Consider the following 19,017-nt stretch of genomic DNA (forward strand, 5'->3'; position numbering starts at 1 on the left):
ATAAAGGGTTCTCACACCTGTCGAAGTCCATTACCATGGACTGAGCAGTGCATCGTGATGGACGAATGCGCGCTGAGCCGAGCCTTGGAAGCCCTGTGAGCATCCCCAGTACGTCGACCACCGCCCCCGCGGCCACCCCGACCGCGGGCCCGACCGCCGACCCTGCCGTCACCCCCGGCCGCCTGGGCTCGCTCGGGCCGGTGGGGCTCGTGCTCGCCGGGGGGATCTCGGTGCAGTTCGGGGGTGCGCTGGCGGTGACGCTGATGCCCAGGGTGGGGGCGCTGGGCGTGGTGACGCTGCGGCTGCTGGTGGCCGCGGTGGTCCTGCTCGTGGTGTGCCGGCCGAGCGTGCGGGGGCACTCGCGGGCGGACTGGGGCACGGTCGTCGTCTTCGGCATCACCATGGCCGCGATGAACGGCCTCTTCTACCAGTCGTTGGCCCGCATTCCTCTGGGCCCCGCGGTGACCCTTGAGGTACTGGGCCCGCTCGCCCTCTCCGTCCTGACGTCCCGGCGCGCGCTGAACGCGGTCTGGGCGGGTCTCGCCCTGGCGGGCGTCTTCCTCCTCGGCGGCGGAGGCTTCAGCAGCCTGGACCCCGTGGGCGTGGCCTTCGCCCTGGGGGCCGGTGCGATGTGGGCCACGTACATCATCTTCAGCGCGCGCACGGGACGGCGCTTTCCGCAGGCCGACGGACTGGCGCTGGCGATGGTGGTGGCGGCGGTGGTGTTCCTGCCGCTCGGGGTCGTGGAGTCGGGCACGAGGCTGCTCGACCCGGCGACCGTCGCCCTCGGGTCCGCCGTGGCCGTGCTGTCCTCGGTCCTCCCGTACACGCTGGAACTCCTCGCCCTGCGCCGCCTCCCCTCCTCCACCTTCGCCATCCTGATGAGCCTGGAACCCGCGGTGGCCGCGACCGCGGGCTTCCTGATCCTTCACCAGGCGCTCTCCGTTCCCGAGGCCCTGGCCATCGCGCTGGTGATCGCGGCGAGCATGGGGGCGGTGCGGACGCAGGTGGGCCGGGGGAAGCCGAGAGTGGACGTGTAGGCGACGTCCCGTCGCGGCCCGGGGCCAGGTCCCGGTGGCGGCCCCCGGTGATCCCGGCCCCCGCCTTTTAATAATGCAAGCACGCTTGATTGTTTCTGGTGCCCCTGCCATGCTCCCCCCATGTCCGATCCGACGCGCGTGTTCGACGATCTGCGTGAGGAGGGCGAGGAACTCGACCGGCTGGTAGCCGAGTTGGGCCCGGAGGGCTGGGCCCTCCGGACTCCCGCCGCACGCTGGACCGTCGCCCATCAGATCGCCCACCTGGCCTGGACCGACCACTCCGCCCTGCTTGCCGTGACGGACCAGGAAGCGTTCCGTGAGCTGGTCGAGAAGGCGCTGGCCGCTCCCTCGTCCTTCGTGGACGACGGGGCCGCGGAGGGCGCCGCGAAGGCACCCGGCCGGCTCCTCGACGACTGGCGGGCAGGGCGGGCGGCCCTGTTGGACGCCCTGTGCGCCGCGCCCGCGGGAACCCGCTTCCCCTGGTACGGGCCGCCCATGTCGGGCGCGTCCATGGCCACCGGGCGGCTGATGGAGACCTGGGCCCACGGACAGGACGTCGCCGACGCGGTGGGGGCGGTGCGGGCGCCCACGGATCGGCTCCGGCACGTGGTGCGCATCGGGGTGCGGGCGCGGGACTTCGCCTTCGGTGTGCATGGCCTCGCCGCGCCGGACGAGGAGTTCCGCGTCGAACTCTGCTCCCCGCAAGGAGAGTTGTGGAGCTACGGGCCCGACGACGCCCCGCAGCGCGTGACCGGCCCCGCGCTCGACTTCTGTCTCCTCGTCACCCAGCGCGCCCACCGCGCCGACCTCGCCGTGGAGGCGGTCGGACCGGACGCCGACCGGTGGCTCGACATCGCTCAGGCCTTCGCGGGGCCCGCCGGTCCCGGACGGCCGCCGAAGGGGGACCGGCCATGACCTCTCCCGTCGGTCCTCTCCGGATCGGGAACGCCTCCGGCTTCTACGGTGACCGGTTCGACGCCCTGCGCGAGATGCTCACCGGGGGGCGGCTGGACGTCCTCACCGGCGACTATCTCGCCGAGCTGACCATGCTCATCCTCGGGCGGGACCGGCTGAAGGACCCCGGTGCCGGATACGCCCGCACCTTCCTCCGGCAGCTGGAGGAGTGCCTCGGGCTCGCCCACGAGCGCGGGGTGCGGATCGTCACCAACGCCGGGGGGCTGAACCCCGCCGGACTCGCCGAAGCCGTACGGAAGGTGGCCGATCGGCTCGGGGTTCCCGTGCGCGTCGCGCATGTCGAGGGGGACGATCTCGGCGCCCGGTACCCGGACGCCCTCGCCGCGCACGCCTATCTCGGCGGGTTCGGGATCGCCGCCTGTCTGGAGGCCGGCGCCGATGTCGTGGTCACCGGGCGCGTGACCGACGCCGCGCTCGTCACCGGGCCCGCCGCCGCCCACTTCGGGTGGGGGGCCGCGGACCACGACCGGCTCGCGGGGGCCGTGGTCGCCGGGCACGTGCTGGAGTGCGGGACCCAGGCGACCGGCGGCAACTACGCCTTCTTCACCGAGCACGCGCCCGAGAAGCTCCGGCGGCCCGGGTTCCCGCTGGCCGAGGTGTACGAGGACGGTTCGTGCGTCATCACGAAACACCCCGGTACAGGGGGAGTCGTGGAGGTGGGGACCGTCACCGCTCAGCTGCTCTACGAGACGCACGGCGCCCGGTACGCCGGTCCCGACGTCACCGCCCGGCTCGACACCGTCCGGATCACGTCGGACGGCGAGGACCGGGTGCGGATCCACGGGGTGCGCGGGGAGGCGCCGCCCGCGACCCTCAAGGTCGGGCTCAATCGGCTGGGCGGATTCCGCAACGAGGTCACCTTCGTGCTCACCGGGCTCGACATCGAGCGCAAGGCCACCCTCGTACGGGAGCAGCTGGGTCTCGCGCTCAGTGAGGCCAAGTCGCTGCCCGCGGAGGTGCGTTGGGATCTCGCCCGGACCGATCACGCCGACGCCCCGACCGAGGAGACCGCCAGCGCGCTGCTGCGGCTCGTCGTGCGGGACGCCGATCAGGACGCCGTCGGGCGGTCCCTGAGCGCCGCCGCCGTCGAACTCGCGCTCGCCAGCTACCCCGGATTCCATGTGCTGACCCCACCTGGAAAGGGAGCGCCCTATGGCGTCTTCGACGATGTGTACGTCCCCCATGGCGCCGTCGACCATGTGGCCGTCCTCCACGACGGGCGTCGGATTCCCATGGCCCCGGCCCACGACACCCGCGTACTGGAAGACGTTCCGGAGCCGGCCCTCCCCGAGCCGCTGCCGGACGGGCCCACGGCGCGGGCGCCGCTCGGTCTGGTCGCCGGGGCCCGCAGCGGGGACAAGGGCGGGAACGCCAACGTGGGGGTCTGGGCGCGTACCGACGAGGCCTGGCGCTGGCTCGCCCATGCGCTGACCACCGAGCGGTTCAGGCAACTGCTGCCGGAGACGGCCGAGTTGCAGGTCGTCCGGCATGTGCTGCCCAACCTCCGCGCCCTCAACTTCGTCGTCGTGGGCATCCTCGGCGAGGGCGTCGCCGCCCAGCATCGTTTCGATCCGCAGGCCAAGGCCCTCGGGGAGTGGCTGCGGTCCCGCCGTCTGGACATACCGGAGGTCCTTCTGTGACCGTCCTCCCGACCGCCCTGGACACCAGCGGTCCCGACTACGCCGCTCACCGCGAGGCCATGCTCGCCAAGCTCGCCGACCTCGACGCCGAGCACGCGAAGGCCCTCGCGGGCGGCGGGCCGAAGTACGTCGAACGGCACCGCAAACGCGGCAAGTTGCTCGCCCGGGAGCGCATCGAGCTGCTTCTCGATCCCGACACGCCCTTCCTCGAACTCTCCCCGCTCGCCGCCTGGGGCAGCGACTACGCGGTCGGCGCCTCCCTCGTCACCGGCATCGGGGTGGTGGCGGGCGTGGAGTGCCTGATCACCGCCAACGACCCGACCGTGCGCGGCGGAGCCAGCAACCCCTGGTCGCTGAAGAAGGCCCTGCGGGCCAACGACATCGCCCTCGCCAACCGGCTGCCCTGCATCAGCCTCGTGGAGTCGGGGGGTGCCGATCTGCCGTCCCAGAAGGAGATCTTCATCCCCGGGGGCGCCATCTTCCGTGATCTGACCCGGCTTTCGGCCGCCGGCATCCCGACGATCGCCGTCGTCTTCGGCAACTCCACCGCCGGCGGCGCGTACATCCCCGGCATGTCCGACCACGTGATCATGGTCAAGGACCGCGCGAAGGTGTTCCTCGGCGGACCGCCCCTGGTGAAGATGGCCACCGGCGAGGAGAGCGACGACGAGTCCCTCGGCGGTGCCGAGATGCACGCGCGCGTCTCGGGCCTCGCGGACCACTTCGCCGTGGACGAACAGGACGCGCTGCGGCAGGCGCGCCGTGTCGTCGCCCGCCTCAACCACCGCAAGGCGTACGGCGATCCGGGCCCGGCCGAGCCGCCCAAGTACGACGAGGACGAGCTGCTCGGCATCGTCCCGGGGGACCTGAGGACCCCCTTCGATCCCCGCGAGGTCGTCGCCCGCCTCGTCGACGCCTCCGACTTCGACGAGTTCAAGCCCCTCTACGGCACGAGCCTCGTCACCGGGTGGGCCACCCTGCACGGCTATCCCGTCGGCATCCTCGCCAACGCCCAAGGGGTCCTCTTCAGCCAGGAGTCCCAGAAGGCCGCCCAGTTCATCCAGTTGGCCAACCAGCGGGACATCCCGCTGCTCTTCCTGCACAACACCACCGGCTACATGGTCGGCAAGGAGTACGAGCAGGGCGGCATCATCAAGCACGGCGCGATGATGATCAACGCGGTCAGCAACAGCCGCGTGCCGCACCTCTCCGTCCTCATGGGCGCCTCCTACGGCGCCGGGCACTACGGCATGTGCGGCCGCGCCTACGACCCCCGCTTCCTGTTCGCCTGGCCCAGCGCCAAGTCCGCCGTCATGGGCCCCCAGCAGCTCGCCGGGGTGCTCTCGATCGTCGCCCGCCAGTCGGCCGCGGCGAAGGGACAGCCCTACGACGACGACGCGGACGCGGCGCTGCGCGCCATGGTGGAGCAGCAGATCGAGTCCGAGTCCCTGCCGATGTTCCTGTCGGGGCGGCTGTACGACGACGGCGTCATCGACCCGCGCGACACCCGCACCGTCCTCGGCCTGTGCCTGTCCGCCCTCCACACCGCGCCCTACGAGGGCGCGCGCGGTGGCTTCGGCGTCTTCCGGATGTGAGGGATCACGTGATTTCGACCGTACTGGTCGCCAACCGGGGCGAGATCGCCTGCCGGGTCTTCCGTACCTGCCGCGAGCTGGGCATCCGTACGGTCGCCGTGCACTCGGACGCCGACGAGCACGCGCTGCACACGCGCACGGCCGACGCGGCGGTCCGGCTGCCGGGGTCGACCCCCCAGGAGACCTATCTGCGCGGGGAGTCGATCGTGAAGGCGGCCGTCGCGGCGGGCGCCGACGCCGTCCACCCCGGCTACGGCTTCCTCTCCGAGAACGCCGACTTCGCCCGCGCCGTGCTGGCCGCCGGCCTGGTCTGGATCGGCCCCCCGCCCGAGGCGATCGAGGCCATGGCCTCCAAGACCCGCGCCAAGGAGCTCATGGGCATCGCCTCCCTGGAGCAGGTCACCGAGAACGACCTCCCGGTCCTGGTGAAGGCGGCGGCGGGCGGCGGCGGGCGCGGTATGCGGGTCGTACGACAACTCGCTGACCTGGAAGCCGAGTTGACCGCAGCCCGCGCGGAGGCGGCCAGCGCCTTCGGTGACGGCGAGGTGTTCGTCGAGCCGTATGTCGAGGGCGGCCGACACGTCGAGGTGCAGATCCTCGCCGACACCCACGGCACGATCTGGGCCCTGGGCACCCGGGACTGCTCCCTCCAGCGCCGCCACCAGAAGGTGATCGAGGAGTCCCCGGCACCGGGCCTGTCCGACGAACTGGTGCAGGAGCTGGGCGAGTTGGCCGTCCGTGCGGCCCGAGCGGTCGCCTACGAGGGTGCCGGAACCGTCGAGTTCCTCGTCTCCCCGGACAACAGGGCCCACTTCCTGGAGATGAACACCCGCCTCCAGGTCGAACACCCGGTGACGGAAGCCGTGTTCGGCATCGACCTGGTGGCCCTGCAACTCCGCGTCGCGGAGGGCGAACCCCTCGACAGCGACCCCCCGCAGCCGCACGGCCACGCCGTGGAAGCCCGCCTCTACGCCGAGGACCCGGCCACCGACTGGACCCCCCAGACCGGCACCCTGCACCGCCTCGCCGTCCCCGACGGCGTCCGCCTGGACACGGGTTACACCGACGGCGACGAGATCGGCGTCCACTACGACCCCATGCTCGCCAAGGTCGTGGCCCACGCCCCCACCCGCGCCGAGGCCCTCCGCAAACTGGCCGGGGCCCTGGACCGGGCGACGATCCACGGACCGGTCACCAACCGCGCCCTCCTCGTCAACTCCCTGCGCCACAAGGAGTTCACGACGGCCCACATGGACACGGGCTTCTACGACCGCCACCTCCCCGACCTCACCACCGCGCCCCCCGACCCGCACGCCCCTCTGGCCGCGGCCCTCGCCGACGCCCACGGCCGCTCCCGTTTCGGCGGCTGGCGCAACGTCCCCTCCCAGCCCCAGCTGAAGCGCTACGCCCTGGGCGACACCGAACACGAGGTCCGCTACCGCCGCACGAGGGCGGGCCTGACGGCGGACGGGGTGCGTGTCGTGCACGCGGACGCGGGCCGGGTCGTGCTCGAAGTGGAGGGCGTGCGGAGGACGTTCGAGGTCGCGACCTACGGCGACGACCAGGTGTACGTCAACGCGACGACCCTGACGGCCCTGCCCCGCTTCCCCGACCCGGCGGCCCAGCTGGCCCCCGGCTCCCTCCTCGCCCCCATGCCGGGCACGGTGGTGAGGATCGCCGAGGGTCTGACGGCAGGAGCCCAAGTAACCGCTGGGGAGCCCCTGTTGTGGCTGGAGGCGATGAAGATGGAACACAGGATCACGGCCCCGGTCACGGGATGTCTGACGGCCCTGAACGCAGTACCTGGCCAACAAGTACAGCTGGCCGCTCTCTTGGCGGTGATCCAGCCCGTCTGAAGGGGCGCGGGCCCGTATCGACCTGCGGCTGCCGCCGCGCGAGCACGACCAGCCACGACGAGGGAGCCACATGTCCACGACCGAGACAACCGAGCACAAAGCCCTGCGTGAAGCTGTATCCGCCCTGGGCAGAAGGCACGGCCGCACCTACGACAGGGAGCAACTCTGGTCCGACGCGGCCAAGCTGGGCTATCTCGGCGTCAACCTCCCGGAGGAGTACGGCGGCGGAGGCGGCGGCATCTCCGAACTCTCCATCGTGCTGGAGGAGTTGGGTGCGGCCGGCTGCCCCCTGCTGATGATGGTCGTGTCACCGGCGATCTGCGGCACCGTCATCGCCCGCTTCGGCACGGAGGCCCAGAAGCAGACCTGGCTGCCCGGGCTGGCCGACGGCACCCGCACGATGGCCTTCGGCATCACGGAACCGGACGCCGGCTCCAACAGCCACCGCATCACCACCACGGCGAGGAGGGACGGCACGGACTGGCTCCTCACCGGCCGCAAGGTCTTCATCTCCGGCGTGGACCTGGCCGACGCGACCCTCGTGGTCGGCCGCACCGAGGACTCCCGGACCGGCCGCCTCAAGCCCTGCCTGTTCATCGTCCCGCGCGACGCCCCAGGCTTCACCCGCCGCTGGATAGACATGGAACTCCAGGCGGCGGAGAAGCAGTTCGAGCTGACCCTGGACGACGTACGGCTCCCGGCGGACGCCCTGGTCGGGGACGAGGACGCGGGCCTGCTCCAGCTCTTCGCCGGTCTCAACCCCGAACGCGTCATGACCGCGGCCTTCGCGATCGGCATGGGCCGCTACGCGCTGTCCCGGGCGGTCGAGTACGCCCGCGACCGCACCGTGTGGGACGCCCCGATCGGCGCCCACCAGGCCATCGCCCACCCGCTCGCCCAGGCCCACATCGACCTCGAACTCGCCCGCCTGATGATGCAGAAGGCCGCGTATCTCTACGACGCCGGAGACGACGTCGGCGCGGGCGAGGCCGCCAACATGGCCAAGTACGCGGCCGGTGAGGCGTGCGTGCGGGCCGTCGACCAGTCGGTGCACACCCTCGGCGGCAACGGCCTCACGCGCGAGTTCGGGCTCGCCTCGTTGATAACCGCCTCCCGTGTGGCTCGTATTGCTCCGGTGAGCCGGGAGATGATTCTCAACTACGTCTCCCACCAGACCCTGGGCCTGCCCAAGTCGTACTAGGCCAGGGCCAGTACAGGCCCGAGCCACCGCAGGTCCGCGCCAGCCCTTGCCAGTCGGTGCCAGGAGGAACCATGTTCCGCAGCGAGTACGCAGACGTTCCGGCCGTAGAACTCCCGATCCATGACGCGGTGTTGGCCCGGGTCGCGGAGTTCGGTGACGAACCCGCGCTGGTCGACGGCACGGACGGCACCACGCTCACGTACGGCCAACTCGACGCGTTCCACCGGCGGATCGCGGCCGGCCTCGCGGACGCGGGGGTGCGCAAGGGGGACGTGCTCGCCCTGCACAGCCCCAACACGGTCGCCTTCCCCCTGGCGTTCTACGCCGCGACGCGCGCGGGTGCCTCCGTCACGACGGTGCACCCGCTCGCCACGCCCGAGGAGTTCGCCAAGCAGCTGCGCGACTCCGAGGCGCGCTGGATCGTCACCCTGTCGCCGCTCCTGGCCGCGGCCCGCCGGGCGGCCGAACTCGCGGGCGGAGTAGAGGAGATCTTCGTCTGCGACAGCGCGCCCGGCCACCGCTCCCTCGCCGACATGCTCGGCTCCACGGCCCCCGAGCCGGTCGTCGACCTCGACCCGGTGACGGACGTGGCGGCCCTCCCGTACTCCTCGGGCACCACGGGAACCCCCAAGGGCGTGATGCTCACGCACTGTCAGATAGCCACGAACCTGGCCCAGTTGGAGCCCGCCGTCCCGACCGGACCCGGCGACCGCATCCTCGCCGTGCTGCCCTTCTTCCACATCTACGGCCTGACGGCCCTGATGAACGCCCCCCTGCGGCAGGGCGCCGCGGTCGTGGTCCTGCCGCGCTTCGAACTGGAGACCTTCCTCGCGGCCATCCAGAACCACCGCATCACCGGCCTCTACGTGGCCCCGCCGATCGTCCTGGCCCTGGCCAAGCACCCGGCGGTCGCGCAGTACGACCTCTCCTCCCTGAAGTACATCATCAGCGCCGCCGCGCCCCTCGACGCCCACCTCGCCGCCGCCTGCTCCCAGCGCCTGGGCCTGCCGCCCGTGGGCCAGGCGTACGGCATGACGGAACTCTCCCCGGGCACCCACGTGGTCCCCGTACGGGACATGCCCAGCGCGCCCCCGGGAACCGTCGGCAGGCTCATCGCCGGCACCGAGATGCGGGTCGTCTCCCTCGACGACCCCGACAAGGACCTCGGCATCGGCGAGGCGGGCGAACTCCTCATCCGCGGGCCCCAGGTGATGAAGGGCTACCTCGGCCGCCCCGACGAGACCGCCGCGATGATCGACCCGGACGGCTGGCTGCACACCGGGGACGTCGGCCATGTGGACGGCGACGGCTGGCTGTTCGTCGTGGACCGGGTGAAGGAACTCATCAAGTACAAGGGCTTCCAGGTGGCCCCCGCCGAACTGGAGGCCCTCCTGCTCACCCACCCCGGCATCGCCGACGCGGCGGTCGTCGGCGAGTACGACGACGACCACAACGAGATCCCGCACGCCTACGTGGTCCGCCAGCAGACGGCCCCGGACCTCTCGCGGAACGAGGTCCTGACCTACGTCGCCGAACGCGTCGCCCCGTACAAACGCGTCCGCGTCGTCACCTTCATCGACACCGTCCCCCGAGCCGCATCCGGCAAGATCCTCCGCCGGGAACTGCGAGGCCGCGCATGACATCGATCGGACGTACCCGCACCCGTGGCGTCGAGACGCTGAGCCTCGACGCGCCGGAGAGCCGCAACGCGCTGTCGGCGTCCCTGGTGGGCGAGTTGGCGGACGCGCTCGCCGACTGCGCGAAGGACGCCGACGTACGCGCGGTCGTCCTCACCCACACCGGCAACACGTTCTGCGCGGGCGCGGACCTGCGCGACCCCCCGCCCCCGGACGCACTCGTGGCCCTGCTCCGCGGGATCGTCGACCTGCCCAAACCGGTCGTCGCCCGGGTGACGGGCCATGTGAGAGCGGGCGGGGCGGGCCTGGTGGCGGCCTGCGACATGGCGGTGGCGTCGACCGCGTCGGCCACCTTCGCGTTCACGGAGGTACGGATCGGGGTGGCCCCGGCGGTCATCTCCCTCCCGCTGCTGCCCCGCACGGACCCGCGCGCACTGGCCCGCCACTACCTCACCGGCGAGCGCTTCGACGCGGCGGAGGCGACCCGTCTGGGCCTGCTGACGGCGGCGGGAGAGGACGTGGACGAGGTGCTGGAACCGATCCTCGACGGTCTGCGCCGGTCCGCTCCCGAGGCCCTGGCCGAGACGAAACGGCTGCTCACGGCTAGGGTGCTGGAGACCTTCGACCGGGACGCGGCCGACCTGACCGCGCTCTCGGCACGGCTGTTCGGCTCCGCGCAGGCCCGCGAGGGGATGACAGCATTCCTCGAACGACGGGATCCCGCATGGGTGGTGTGAGCGCGACGACGGCGCCGGGCGCGGTCGACCGCAGGCCCAAGCAGGACCGCAGCCGGGCCACCCGCCAGCGCCTCCTGGAAGCCGCCGTGTCCTGCCTGGCCGAACACGGCTGGGCGGGCTCCACCGTCTCCGTCGTCGCCGAACGCGCCGGCGTCTCCCGAGGCGCCGCCCAACACCACTTCCCGACCCGCGAGGACCTCTTCACGGCGGCCGTCGAATACGTCGCCGAGGAACGCTCCACGGCCCTGCGCGCCCTGTTCCCGGAGGGCGCCACGGACCGCCGCGTGGTGGTGCAGGCCCTGGTCGACCTCTACACCGGCCCGCTCTTCCGGGCGGCCCTCCACCTCTGGGTGGCCGCCTCGAACGAGGAGCAACTCCGGCCCCGGGTGACGGAGCTGGAGGGGCGAGTGGGCCGCGAGACCCACCGCATCGCCGTGGAACTGCTGGCAGCGGACGAGTCCCGCCCCGGCGTCCGGGAAACGGTCCAGGGCCTCCTGGACATGGCCAGAGGCCTGGGCCTGGCCAACCTGCTCACCGACGACAGAGGCAGGCGGGAGAGGGTCGTGGCGCAGTGGGCAGTCCTGTTGGAACACGCCCTGGGGGAAACCGCCTAGGGGCGCGGGGAACCGCGCGGCCGGCGACATCCGGCCCGCAGTCGCCCCCGCACCCGAACCCCTGTTCAGCCGGCGATGTCCGAGTACCCGGCGATCGACTCAGGCCCACGAGACTCCGGCCCCACATACCGCGCGGACGGCCGCACCAGCCGTCCCGTCCGCTTCTGCTCCAGAATGTGCGCCGACCACCCCGCCGTCCGCGCACACGTGAACATCGACGTGAACATGTGCGCCGGCACCTCCGCGAAGTCCAGCACGATCGCGGCCCAGAACTCGACGTTGGTCGCCAGCACCCGGTCCGGCCGCCGGGCGTGCAACTCCGCCAGCGCCGCCTTCTCCAGCGCCTCGGCGATCTCGAACCGCGGCGCCCCCAACTCCCGCGCGGTACGCCGCAGGACCCGAGCCCGCGGGTCCTCGGCCCGGTACACCCGGTGCCCGAACCCCATCAGCCGTTCACCCTTGTCGAGCGCCTGCCGGACGTACGCGTCGGCATCCCCGGTCCGCTCGATCTCCTCGATCATCCCGAGCACCCGGGACGGCGCCCCGCCGTGCAGCGGCCCGGACATCGCGCCCACGGCGCCGGACAGCGCGGCGGCGACATCGGCCCCGGTGGAGGCGATGACACGGGCCGTGAACGTGGACGCGTTCATCCCGTGCTCCGCCGCGGACGTCCAGTACGCGTCGACGGCGGCCACATGCTTGGGGTCCGGCTCCCCGCGCCACCGGATCATGAACCGTTCGACGACCGACTGCGCCTTGTCGATCTCGCTCTGCGGCACCATCGCCCGCCCCTGCCCGCGCGCCGACTGGGCGACGTAGGACAGGGCCATCACGGCGGCCCGGGCGAGGTCGTCGCGGGCCTGCCGCTCGTCGATGTCGAGGAGCGGCCTGAGGCCCCACACCGGCGCCAGCATGGCCAGCGCGGACTGCACGTCGACCCGGATGTCCCCGGAGTGCACCGGGATCGGGAACGGCTCGGCGGGCGGCAGCCCGGGGTCGAAGGCGCCGTCGACCAGGAGTCCCCAGACGTTGCCGAACGAGACGTGACCGACCAGATCCTCGATGTCGACGCCCCGGTACCGCAGGGCGCCGCCCTCCTTGTCCGGTTCGGCGATCTCCGTCTCGAACGCGACGACTCCTTCGAGTCCGGGAACAAAGGAGGGGTCGAAGTCGGACATCACGCGGCTCCTCATGCTGTGGCTCCGCGGTCGCGGGGGACTCGCGGGCCGAAGGTAGAGACATCAGCACCATAACCCCGAGTGCCACACAAAGGGAGGGTGTGCGGCACTCAGTGCCACCGGAACCGGCGACCGTATCCGCCCTCAAGGCGCCGTACGGCAGGATGACCGGGTGACCGACCGCGATGCCACCGCCGACCCTGATCCCCGCCTCGACCCCGCCGCGATGCGCAAGCGGTACCGCGTGACGGGGCTCGACGAGGACGACCTCGCCGACGGCCCGATGGAGCAGTTCGGCCGCTGGTTCGAGGAGGCGGTCGAACAGGACCTGGTCCACGAGCCGAACGCCATGGTCGTCTCCACCGCCGACACCGACGGCCGCCCCAGCTCCCGCACGGTCCTCATGAAGCACTACGACGACCAAGGCTTCGTCTTCTACACGAACTACGGCTCCCGCAAGGCCCGCGAGCTCGACGCCAACCCCCATGTCTCGCTGCTCTTCCCCTGGCACCCGATGGCCCGCCAGGTCCTGGTCACCGGCATCGCCCGCCGCACCGGCCGGGACGAGACCGCCGCGTACTTCCGCACCCGCCCGCACGGCTCCCAGCTCGGCGCCTGGGCCAGCGCCCAGTCCTCGGTGATCGCCTCCCGGGCCGAACTGGAGTCGTCGTACGCGGAGTTGGCCGCCCGCTACCCCGAGGGCGAACAGGTCCCGGTCCCTCCGCACTGGGGCGGCTTCCGCATCGCCCCGCGGACCGTCGAGTTCTGGCAGGGCCGGGACAACCGCCTGCACGACCGTCTCCGCTACACCGCGCGGCCCTCCGGCGGCTGGCACGTGGAACGCCTGAGCCCCTGACACCCGGGCCCGCACAACGCAGCGACCCGCGAGCTCAGGTCCCTCCGCCTGACGGCGGGGGAGCCGGCCGGACGTACCGGCGAGCTCGCGGGTCGGGTGACTGCGTTGGGTTAGGCCGGTTGCGCGCAACTCTCACGCGCTGGTCCGGCGCCGAACCGAGTACGACGGCGGGCCACTAGCCCGCAGCCACCTCTTCCGTCCGGTTTCCATACATCTGCCGAACCACCTCCTTTCCGAAGTACCGCCACCCTAAGAACCCTCCGCCGCCGGATCAACCGTTTTTTACGAGTCCTGAACGCACTGGACGCGAACCCGCCGGTCACCTAGGTTCCGGCCCATGACCGACCTGCGCATCGAGCCGGTGGCACCGGACGCGGAGCACGCGCTCCAGGACTGGCGCCACGTCCACAACCTGATCGTGCCGCCCGCCGCGATGGGCCTCGACGAGGTCCGCGAGCGGAGCGGGCGCAACCGGCTGGAGAACGCGTACCTGGGGGACACGCTCGTGGGGTGCTCCACCGTGCGGCCCCCGGAGGGGCAGGACGCGGTGGCGACCGTCATCGCGCGCGTGCTGCCCGGCTTCCGACGGCAGGGCCACGGAACGGCCCTCTACGAGAACGGCCTCGCACGCGCGCGTGCGCTCGGCGCCGGCGCGGTCGAGACCGTCGTCCTGGCCGCCAACACCGACGGCGTGCGGTTCGCGGAGGCCCGGGGGTTCGCCGAGACCGAGCGGTATGTGCTGGACGGCGAGAGCGACCTGTGGATCACCATGCGACTGACGTAAAGACGGTTTTTGCCGTCGTACAACAATTCCTTCAATCTTGCGGGAACTCGATGTGTGCTGTGTCACGTTCGAGTTGAATGAGAGGGAGTGAGTGAACCGACGCGTCGTGTCCGCGGACGCAGCCTGCAGGGGGTCCAGGTGAGTGCTTCCCGGCGTAGTGGGACCACCGACGCATTGGGTCCCGACGAGCCCGAGCGGGACGACGGGCCCGAAGGTGCCGGTGGCTCGGATCTGCTGGCCGCCCTGCTGGACGGCATGGACGCGGCGCTGTGTGCCTTCGACGCCGACGGGGTGCTGACGCACTGGAACCGCGAGGCGGAGCGCATCCTCGGCTGGACCGCCGCCGAGGCCGTCGGACGGCACGGGCTGGCCGGGTGGGCCGTCCGCACGGCGGACGCCGAGGAGGTCGAGGCGCGGCTGATGTCCGCAATGCGGGCCCCCGGCAGGCAGGTCAACGAATTCGCCCTCCTCACGAAGGACGGCGGGCGCGTGCTGGTGCGGACCCAGTCCGCCGCCGTGCGCGGACCCGACGGGAAGCCCGCCGGGATCTACTGCGCCTTCAGCGAAGTGCACGCCCAGATCGACCTGGAGCGGTCGATCGCCCTGAGCGAGGCCCTCTTCGAGGACGCCTCCTGGGGCGTGGTGCTGGTCGACGCCGACCTGCGGCCCGCCGTCGTCAACTCGCATGCCGCGCGGGCGCTGGGCACCGGCCGCACCTCCGTCCTCGGACGCCCCCTCGGCGAACTGCTCGCCCAGGGCGTCGAGGAGCTGGAGGCCGCCCTTACGCACGTGCTCGCCGAGGGCGCGCCGCCCGCGCCCGCGGAGATCTGGGTGAGCGTACGGACCCCGGAGGGCAACCTGCGGCGCTGCTGGCGGAGCGGCTTCCTGCGGCTGGCCTCGCCGCTCACCGAGGAACCCGTGCCGCTCGGCGTCGGCTGGCTCTTCCAGGACGTCACCGAGGCCAAACAGATCGAACAGGAAGCCTCGTTGCTGCGCTTCCGCGCCCAGCAGCTGCACCGCGCCGCGCGTGCCGCCGCCGAGTGCGAGGACCCGCGCGACGCGGCGACCGTCCACCTCGACTTCGCCCTCGCGGGCTTCGCCGACCACGCCCTCGTCGACCGGGTCGCGGGCGGATCGCTGGACGACGGCGACGGCCTGCGGAGCGGCACCACGGCCGTACGTCTCATCCGCGTCGCCGCCACGCCCACGGGGGCGCCCGGCCCCAGCCTCCTCACCGGCGCGGCCGGTCTGCCCGTGCGCTACGCGGAGGGCCATCCCGCCCTCCAGTGCGTCGAGCGGATCGGCTCCGTACGGGCCGGCATCGGCACCGCCCCGCCCGAGCAGGCCCGTGAGTGGGCCCGCGTCCGTCAGTGGCCCACGGACGCCGTGCACGCGCTGTGCGCGGTCCTGCGCAGCCGGGGGCGGACCCTGGGTGTCGTGACGTTCCTGCGGGGCGCCGGGCGCAGCCAGTTCGAGCGGTCCGACTCGATCTACGCCGAGGATGTCGCCGTACGGATCGCGGCCGCGCTGGACCTGGCGGAGCGGATCGGCGAGAAGTGAGCGGGCCGCCCGGTACCGCCCGGGAAGAGGCCGCTCAGTACTGGTAGTAGATCCGGTCGCGGTACTCCTCGAAGACCCGGCGGTTCCAGGCGTGGCCGCCGTCCACGTTCCCGGAGCGCAGCAGGGGCGGCTCGATGCCCCGGTCGGCCAGGGTCGCGGCGGCCGTCGCCATGACCGCCTGGAGGAGGGCCGTGGTGACGGCCGTGGAGGCGGGGGCGAAGGGGGCCGGGATGGTGTCGAGGGTGAGTTCCGCGTCGCCGATCGCGATCTTCGAGTCGAGGACCACGTCGCAGTGGTCCTTGAGGTACGTCCCCGAGGTGTGCCGCGAGGTCGTCTCCGAGGCGTACGCCACCGACGTCACGCCGATGACCCGTACGCCCAGGGAGCGGGCCTTCATCGCCATCTCCACGGGGAGCGCGTTCCGCCCGGACAGCGAGATGATCACCAGGGCGTCGCCCTCCCGCAGCGGCGAGGTCTCCAGGACTACGCTCGCGAGGCCGTCGACGCGCTCCAGGGCGGAGCCCAGCGTGGCCGGCATGACGTCGACGCCGACGACCCCGGGGACCGTGAGCAGGTTCATCAGGGCGAGCCCGCCCGCGCGGTAGACCACGTCCTGGGCCGCGAGGGAGGAGTGCCCGGCGCCGAACGCGAACAGGCGCCCGCCCTCGGCCACGGTGTCCGCGAGGAGCGTGCCGGCCGCCCGGACGGGCTCGGCCTCTTCGTCGCGGACCCGCTGGAGCAGGGTGATCGCGGCGTCGAAGAACTGGCCGGCCGGCGTACGGTCGCTCATGCGGAAGCCTCCTCGGTGCGGTTGTGTCGCGGATCACCGTGCGGTCTGGACCATCGGGATGTCAATACGGCGACCATGGCGACCCGGGCCGCCGCGGAGCCCGTGCGGAACCCGCCGCGGAGCCTGCGCGGAACCCGCCGGGAGAAGCGCCGGGGGCGGCTGTGACCGGCTGGTTTCGGCGGCGCGGCACGGTTGTCAGTGGTATGCGTCAGAATTGGGTCCAGGGCCAGCGCACGCGCCGCGGAGCCGTCGAGCTTCGGGCAGAGGTAATCGAGGGGCACGTATGTCCGGACTGATCGACACCACGGAGATGTATCTCCGCACCATCCTCGAGCTGGAGGAGGAAGGTGTGGTCCCCATGCGCGCCCGCATCGCGGAGCGGCTCGACCAGAGCGGACCCACGGTGAGCCAGACGGTGGCGCGCATGGAGCGCGACGGCCTGGTGGCCGTGGCCAGCGACCGCCACCTGGAGCTGACCGACGAGGGCCGCCGGCTCGCCACCCGCGTGATGCGCAAGCACCGGCTCGCCGAGTGCCTGCTCGTCGACGTGATCGGCCTGGAGTGGGAGCAGGTGCACGCCGAGGCCTGCCGCTGGGAGCACGTGATGAGCGAGGCCGTGGAGCGCCGCGTCCTGGAGCTGCTGCGCCACCCCACGGAGTCGCCGTACGGCAACCCGATCCCCGGGCTGGAGGAGCTGGGCGAGAAGGACGGCGCGGACCCGTTCCTGGACGAGGGCATGGTCTCGCTGGCCGAGCTGGACCCGGGCGCGGACGGCAAGACCGTCGTCGTACGGCGGATCGGCGAGCCCATCCAGACGGACGCCCAGCTGATGTACACGCTGCGCCGCGCGGGCGTGCAGCCCGGCTCGGTGGTGAGCGTGACGGAGTCGGCGGGCGGGGTGCTGGTGGGCAGCGGCGGCGAGGCGGCCGAGCTGGAGTCGGAGATCGCGTCGCACGTGTTCGTCGCCAAGCGCTGAGCCGCTGAGCGCCGAGTCGCCGAGCGCTGAGCTGCGGGTCGTCCAACTCCTGGGGCGCGAGGGGCAGTTGTGGTGCCGTGGCGGGGCCGTCGGCGATCCCGGCGAATCCAAGATTCAGTGCGCTGAATCGCAGCGCTCGGACGTTTCCCGTGCCAGGCTGTCGCGTGAGGCATATGACCGTGAGGGGGCGGGAGGATGTGCCGAAGACGTGGAGAAGGCCCCGGCGCCGCATGGCGCCGGGGCCTGTCCTCCCCGGTCCTGACCCGGAGCCCCGAGCGCTCAAGGTCATTCCCCTCGGACCGTTTTCCCCGAGCGGTCCGCCCCCCGCTGGAGATCTCCCCTCGGCGACGGCGATCATTCCTCGCGCCGGGTCACTCGAACGAGGGGTGTTGCGGCCGCGGACGGCATTCTCGAATCCGCATTCGATAACCTGCGGGGGATGAAACGCGCGGGGCGTGCGCTGTGGGAAGAGACTCGGCACGCGGCGCGCAACGGGGGAGCGGGGCAGAGGTCAGAAGCGCGGAACGAGGGCAGAAGAGGAGAGACGAGGAGAGACACAGCACCGGGCAACGGCACAAGCGGCAGAGCGTGGTTCACAGGACCGGGGGCTCGAAGCGGGAGCGCACGGTCCGTGCGGAGCTAGGGGGGTGCCAGGACCAATGGCGCGGCGCATCGACGTGACCGGCGCAGGCGGCGTACGCCTGGCCGCATGGGAGTTCGCGGACCCGCCCAAGTCGGGGGAGATCGAGCGAGCACCCGGAGTTCTGTTACTGCACGGCCTGATGGGCCGTGCCTCGCACTGGGCGTCCACCGCCCGCTGGCTCTCCGAACGGCACCGCGCCGTCGCACTCGACCAGCGCGGTCACGGCCAGAGCGAGAAGCCGCCGCGGGCGGCCTTCACCCGCGAGGCCTACGTCGAGGACGCGGAGGCCGCGCTGGAGCAGCTGGGGCTGGCGCCGGTCGTCCTCGTCGGCCACGCGATGGGTGCGCTGACGGCGTGGCAGCTGGCGGCGAAACGACCCGATCTGGTGCGGGGGCTGATCATCTGCGACATGCGGGCGTCCGCGCTGGGCGCGGCCTCGCAGCGGGAGTGGGCCGACTGGTTCAGGTCCTGGCCCGTTCCCTTCGCCACGCTCGCCGACGTCCGCAAGTGGTTCGGCGAGGACGATCCGTGGGTGGAGCGGCCGCATCCCTCCCGGGGCGAGTTCTACGCCGAGGTCATGCAGGAGTCCGCGGACGGCTGGCGGCCGGTGTTCGAGCCCGAGCAGATGCTGAAGTCGCGGGAGACGTGGGTGTACGACGCGCACTGGGAGGAGCTGGCCCAGGTGCGGTGTCCCGCGCTGGTGGTGCGCGGGCTGGACGGCGAGCTGGGGCGGGCGGAGGCACAGGAGATGGTGCGGGTCCTGCCCAGGGGGGAGTACGCGGAGGTGGGTGACGCGGGGCATCTGGTGTTCTACGACCAGCCCGACGCCTGGCGGGCGGCCATCGAGCCGTTTCTCGACGGCGTACTGGTGTGAGGCGTGCGCCCAGGGGCTGAGGGCCTCAGCCGCGGGGCGGGTGGTGCGGGTGCGTCGTGGC

At 72.2% G+C, this 19,017-nt stretch carries 16 protein-coding genes; 14 read left to right on the plus strand and 2 right to left on the minus strand.

Annotation, left to right across the window (positions count from 1 at the left end; translation table 11 throughout):
* The first annotated feature begins 65 nt into the window (after positions 1 to 65).
* The 9 genes from ACIPTO_RS07045 to ACIPTO_RS07085 all read left to right on the plus strand — a co-directional run bounded on the left by ACIPTO_RS07045 (position 66) and on the right by ACIPTO_RS07085 (position 11,295).
* Positions 66 to 1,040 carry an EamA family transporter gene (locus tag ACIPTO_RS07045; RefSeq protein ID WP_401189993.1) on the plus strand — a complete coding sequence of 325 codons (975 nt, stop codon included), beginning with the start codon at positions 66 to 68 and terminating at the stop codon, positions 1,038 to 1,040.
* 120 nt (positions 1,041 to 1,160) lie between these two features.
* A complete protein-coding gene (locus ACIPTO_RS07050) occupies positions 1,161 to 1,955 on the plus strand; it encodes a TIGR03084 family metal-binding protein (protein ID WP_401189994.1) in 795 nt (264 codons plus the stop codon).
* Positions 1,952 to 3,655, plus strand: a complete 1,704-nt coding sequence (locus ACIPTO_RS07055) for an acyclic terpene utilization AtuA family protein (protein WP_401189996.1) — start codon at positions 1,952 to 1,954, stop codon at positions 3,653 to 3,655. The genes ACIPTO_RS07050 and ACIPTO_RS07055 overlap by 4 nt, the downstream gene beginning before the upstream one ends.
* Positions 3,652 to 5,250 (plus strand): carboxyl transferase domain-containing protein, encoded by a 1,599-nt coding sequence (locus ACIPTO_RS07060; protein ID WP_366316964.1) that lies wholly within the window; start codon positions 3,652 to 3,654, stop codon positions 5,248 to 5,250. Before ACIPTO_RS07055 ends, ACIPTO_RS07060 begins: the two co-directional genes overlap by 4 nt.
* An 8-nt stretch (positions 5,251 to 5,258) precedes the next feature.
* Complete coding sequence (locus ACIPTO_RS07065; protein WP_401189998.1) at positions 5,259 to 7,106, plus strand: acetyl/propionyl/methylcrotonyl-CoA carboxylase subunit alpha; 1,848 nt, start codon at positions 5,259 to 5,261, stop codon at positions 7,104 to 7,106.
* Between the two features lie 70 nt (positions 7,107 to 7,176).
* A complete protein-coding gene (locus tag ACIPTO_RS07070) occupies positions 7,177 to 8,307 on the plus strand; it encodes an acyl-CoA dehydrogenase family protein (protein WP_401190000.1) in 1,131 nt (376 codons plus the stop codon).
* Between the two features lie 71 nt (positions 8,308 to 8,378).
* A complete protein-coding gene (locus tag ACIPTO_RS07075; RefSeq protein ID WP_366316958.1) occupies positions 8,379 to 9,947 on the plus strand; it encodes a 4-coumarate--CoA ligase family protein in 1,569 nt (522 codons plus the stop codon).
* Positions 9,944 to 10,681 carry an enoyl-CoA hydratase family protein gene (locus ACIPTO_RS07080; protein WP_401190003.1) on the plus strand — a complete coding sequence of 246 codons (738 nt, stop codon included), beginning with the start codon at positions 9,944 to 9,946 and terminating at the stop codon, positions 10,679 to 10,681. The genes ACIPTO_RS07075 and ACIPTO_RS07080 overlap by 4 nt, the downstream gene beginning before the upstream one ends.
* Complete coding sequence (locus ACIPTO_RS07085) at positions 10,669 to 11,295, plus strand: TetR/AcrR family transcriptional regulator (protein ID WP_401190005.1); 627 nt, start codon at positions 10,669 to 10,671, stop codon at positions 11,293 to 11,295. Before ACIPTO_RS07080 ends, ACIPTO_RS07085 begins: the two co-directional genes overlap by 13 nt.
* Before the next feature lie 65 nt (positions 11,296 to 11,360).
* Here ACIPTO_RS07085 and ACIPTO_RS07090 read toward each other — a convergent pair whose 3' ends face one another.
* Positions 11,361 to 12,473 carry a citrate synthase 2 gene (locus ACIPTO_RS07090; protein ID WP_366316952.1) on the minus strand — a complete coding sequence of 371 codons (1,113 nt, stop codon included), beginning with the start codon at positions 12,471 to 12,473 and terminating at the stop codon, positions 11,361 to 11,363.
* Between the two features lie 172 nt (positions 12,474 to 12,645).
* Between ACIPTO_RS07090 and pdxH the strand changes: the two genes are divergently transcribed.
* The 3 genes from pdxH (at position 12,646) to ACIPTO_RS07105 (ending at position 15,673) form a co-directional block, all read left to right on the plus strand.
* Entirely contained in the window at positions 12,646 to 13,329 is a 684-nt protein-coding gene (pdxH, locus tag ACIPTO_RS07095) for a pyridoxamine 5'-phosphate oxidase (protein WP_401190006.1), read from the plus strand.
* Between the two features lie 337 nt (positions 13,330 to 13,666).
* Positions 13,667 to 14,113: a GNAT family N-acetyltransferase gene (locus tag ACIPTO_RS07100; RefSeq protein ID WP_401190007.1), complete on the plus strand. Its 447-nt coding sequence runs from the start codon at positions 13,667 to 13,669 to the stop codon at positions 14,111 to 14,113.
* Between the two features lie 138 nt (positions 14,114 to 14,251).
* Complete coding sequence (locus ACIPTO_RS07105) at positions 14,252 to 15,673, plus strand: PAS domain-containing protein (protein ID WP_401190008.1); 1,422 nt, start codon at positions 14,252 to 14,254, stop codon at positions 15,671 to 15,673.
* A 34-nt stretch (positions 15,674 to 15,707) separates the two neighbouring features.
* Here ACIPTO_RS07105 and ACIPTO_RS07110 read toward each other — a convergent pair whose 3' ends face one another.
* On the minus strand, positions 15,708 to 16,463 hold the full coding sequence (locus ACIPTO_RS07110; protein ID WP_366316944.1) for an SIS domain-containing protein: 756 nt from the start codon (positions 16,461 to 16,463) through the stop codon (positions 15,708 to 15,710).
* Between the two features lie 283 nt (positions 16,464 to 16,746).
* Here ACIPTO_RS07110 and ACIPTO_RS07115 point away from each other — a divergent pair, with 283 nt between their 5' ends.
* Together ACIPTO_RS07115 and ACIPTO_RS07120 are read left to right on the plus strand one after the other, a co-directional pair.
* Entirely contained in the window at positions 16,747 to 17,439 is a 693-nt protein-coding gene (locus tag ACIPTO_RS07115; RefSeq protein WP_366316942.1) for a metal-dependent transcriptional regulator, read from the plus strand.
* 659 nt (positions 17,440 to 18,098) lie between these two features.
* Positions 18,099 to 18,956, plus strand: coding sequence for an alpha/beta fold hydrolase (locus ACIPTO_RS07120; protein ID WP_401190820.1), 858 nt, complete (start codon positions 18,099 to 18,101; stop codon positions 18,954 to 18,956).
* The last annotated feature ends 61 nt before the right edge of the window (positions 18,957 to 19,017 follow it).

The organism is Streptomyces sp. NPDC090083 (assembly GCF_044747445.1).
Lineage (GTDB): Bacteria > Actinomycetota > Actinomycetes > Streptomycetales > Streptomycetaceae > Streptomyces.